The following is a 3438-nucleotide window of genomic DNA, read 5'->3' as shown; positions in this document are numbered from 1 at the left end:
GGCGCTGAGTTCGAGCTCGGGGCCGCCCTCGTCCTCCCGGCCGGATCCGGTGCGCGTTCCGAGCTCGGCCGCATCGGCGTGCGCATCGGTACCCGGCTCGACGCCGTGCTCAGCGGCGATGCGGAGCAGCCAGTCCCGCAGGCGCAGCGTCGACACGCAGTCGTACCGGTTGTAGTCCGCGATCGCTTCGAGCCGGGCGCGCCCCTCCGCCCGCGTCGACTCGTCCCCCGAGCCCAGCGCCGCGCTCGCCTCCGCGTATTCCGTGATCGACTGGTCGCCGCTCGTGACCCCGCTCTGGTCGCGCAGCTCGTCGCCCATGTAGAGCGGTTCGAGCTTCTTGATCGAGTAGGAGCGCGAGCCGATCCGCAGCGCGCGCCGCACGATCGGGTACAGGTCGACCAGCACGTGCTCGCGCAGCAGCTGATCGACCTCGGCCTCGCCCACGCCGTGCCGCGCCGCGATCGAGAGCAGATGCGTGCGCTCGTACGCGGCGTAGTGGTAGATGCGCATCCCGGGGTGGCGCCGGCGACGATCGGCGACGAATGCGAGGAACTCCTCGAGCGCACGTCGCTCGGCGTCGAGATCGTGCGCCCAGATCGGGGTGAAGCGCTCGGTCGCATCGACCATGCCGAAGAGGTAGTCGAGGCCCCAGCGCGCGCTCCCCTCCTCCCCGGGCTCGCGGTAGAGCGGGTCGCCCTCGAAGTCGAAGAACAGGTCGCCCGGATCCGGCTTCGGGATCGCTGCGAGCGCGCCGGGATCAGCGACCCGCACCGGCGGCGCTTCACCGGGTACGGCGCCGACCTGCAGCGTCGCCTGCCAAGCCAGCCGCTCGAGCACCGCTCGCCCGATCCCCTCGACCTGGATGTCCCCCGAGCCGATCGCCGGTAGCGCCTCTGCGACCGCGTCGATCGTCTGCAGCCCGGCGGCGAGGAGCCGATCCCGCTGCACTCCGCGGATCCCAGCGATGAGCAGGGGGTCCCGCGTGCGCTCGACTTCGGGCGCGCAGACCTCGCACCGCCCGCACGCGGTGATGTCGGCAGCCCCCCAGGCCACCGGTGCCGCGCTCTCGCGGCGGCCGTCGGCGCCGACCGCGCGCGCACGATCCAGCAGGATCTCGTGCAGCCGGCTCCGCCGAGCCCGGAACACCGGGGAGATGTCGGCCAGCCGGTGCGTCGAGCGTGCGCCGTCGCCGAGGATCAGCACGGCCTCGGAAGCGACCGGGATGCCGACCCGTTCGAGCTGCTCGGCGTATGCCGCGAGCTGCATGAGCGCCGTCACTTTCACCCGGCGCGCGAGCTTCGTGTCCTGGACCTCGTACTCCCCGGATTCGGTGCGGCGCAGGAAGTCCGCGAATCCCACGAAGGCGAGGGCCGGATCCCCTGCCTCCGGATCCTCCGGGCGCTGCGCGACGTCGAAGAACGTGGCCTGGAAGACGATCCCGGCCCCGCCCAGCAGTGCGGTGCGCGTGAGCTCGGCCACCTCGTCCAGCGCCACGGCGCTCATCGACGCGGGCCGCGGGATCTCGACGACGCCACCGGCTCTGCCCGAGGCCCCCTCGCCGTAGGATTCGCGGTACGCCGCCAGCACGCGCTCCTCGTGCGCGTCGCCCAGCCGCGCGGCGCGTTCGAGCATCGCGTCGTCGTCCGCCGGCACCTCGACGTCGCGTCCGAGCTTCGCGTCGACCCGGCGCAGGAACGCGAACTCGCAGGTGCTCGCTGCGGTCAGGTCGCTTGCGCTCGTGACGATCCGCACGCCGCCGCCATCGGCCTCCTGTACGAACATGCGCGTCCCTTCGGATCGATCGGGTGGGTATCTGAGACGACGCTATCCCGCACCTCCGACAAACGCGCCGCGACGGTCCGCGTTCTCACCGCGTGCACCCTCACCGCGTGCACCCTCACTGCAGGCACCGTCACTGCACGCACCGTCACTGCACGCACCGCCGCGGTCGGCGCCCTCACTCCGCCGGAGCGGAGTCCAGGTCGTCGAGCCGCAGTTCGGCGAGATGCGCGGCGAGCGCCTCCGTGTCGGACTCGTCCCACGCCGGCGGCGGCAGGATCTCGGCCCAGGCGCGCACCGGCGCCTGCCCGAACTCGTGCCCCTGGCCGTCGGGAATCCCGGAGGCGAGCTGGTCCACCGCCAGCTGGAGCACGGTGACGACCGGGATCCAGATCATCTGGTCCGGCACTCCGGGCCCGCGCTCGCCGGAGAGGAACTCCGGCCGCTCGAACACGGCACCGAAGTCGAGCCACGTCACCGGATCGTTGGCGTGCTGCAGGTAGCCGACTCTCGGGGCCGCCCACTCCCCGGCTCCCGGCCATTCGGCGCCGTCCGCCGAGAAGCGCACGGTATCGCCCGCGGCGTGCACCGGCAGCGACACCGGCGAACCGGCATCCCGATCCTCCGTGAACCGCTGCCAGAGCACGTTGTTCGCGGTGGGGCCCACCCACAGCGCGCCGTCGGTGCGCGTCGCCAGATCCTGCGCGCCCGCGAACGCGCCTTCGCTGCCGAACGACCCGAGGCTCTCGCCGCTGACCAGGAGCTTCGGCCGCGCGTCCTCCGGCAGCTGCGACCAGCGCGCGTAGACGGCGTCGAACAGGGCCTGGCCGGCCTGCCGTGGCCGGTCGCCGTCCACCAGGAACGACATCCAGCTCGGCAGGTACGAGTACTGCACGCTGACCGTCGCGGTGCTGCCGCGCCAGAGGTACTCGAGGGCGCGGGCCTGGTTCTCGTTGACCCAGCCGCGCCCGGTGCCGGTCGCGACGTTGAGGACGGCGCGCTCGAACGCTCCCGTGCGCTCGAGCTCGGCGACCGCCTGCGCGACCTGCGCGTCGAGGTCCTGATGTTCGGGGCCGGATCCGATGTAGACGCGGATCGGCTGCGCGGGTATGAAGTACGGCCCGAAATCGTTGCGAGCACCCGTCTGCGAGAGGAACCCTCCGATCTCCTCACGCGTCGGCGTATTCGCGATGAAGACGCGCCCCTGCCTGCCGAGCGATTCCCAGCTCACGGCGGATCCGGGCCCGCCCGAGACCTCCGCCAGCTCGGGCGCCGGCACATCGGTGCTGAACTCGTCGTTGATCGCCAGGTACGTCGCGTCGAGCGTCTCGGCGACGCGACCCACCATGACGCCGTTCACGAGCGCGTAGGCGGCCCAGACGGCGAGGACCGTCCCGAGCGCGACGGCGACCTTGAGCGGCAGCACGCGCGCGATGAGCCTTCCGAGCCGGCGGCCGCCGCCGCGGATCCCCCGCGCGATGATCAGGAGCGCACCGAACGCGACGAGCGCGACAGCCGTCGCCAGCACCGGGTCCGAGGCGGGTGCCGGGTCGAGCCCGATCTGCTCGCGCTGCGCCTGCTGCCAGCCGTGCGCGAGCCACAGGAGCACCGCGGATCCGGCGATCGAGACGATGAGCAGCGCACGCCGGGCGAGACGCT

Annotated in this window: 2 protein-coding genes; both read right to left on the bottom strand. The window is 72.5% G+C overall.

Going from position 1 to position 3438, the window contains the following annotated elements:
* The coding region (locus tag ACFPZL_RS11320; RefSeq protein WP_382335468.1) for a TM0106 family RecB-like putative nuclease at positions 1-1782 on the bottom strand (1782 nt) is incomplete at its 3' end.
* A gap of 175 nt (positions 1783-1957) precedes the next feature.
* On the bottom strand, positions 1958-3438 hold a 1481-nt coding region (locus ACFPZL_RS11315; protein ID WP_382335466.1), incomplete at its 5' end, for an alpha/beta-hydrolase family protein.

The organism is Leucobacter soli (genome assembly GCF_042659205.1).
Taxonomy (GTDB): Bacteria; Actinomycetota; Actinomycetes; order Actinomycetales; family Microbacteriaceae; genus Leucobacter; species Leucobacter soli.
This window is presented reverse-complemented; position numbering and strand designations above follow the sequence as displayed.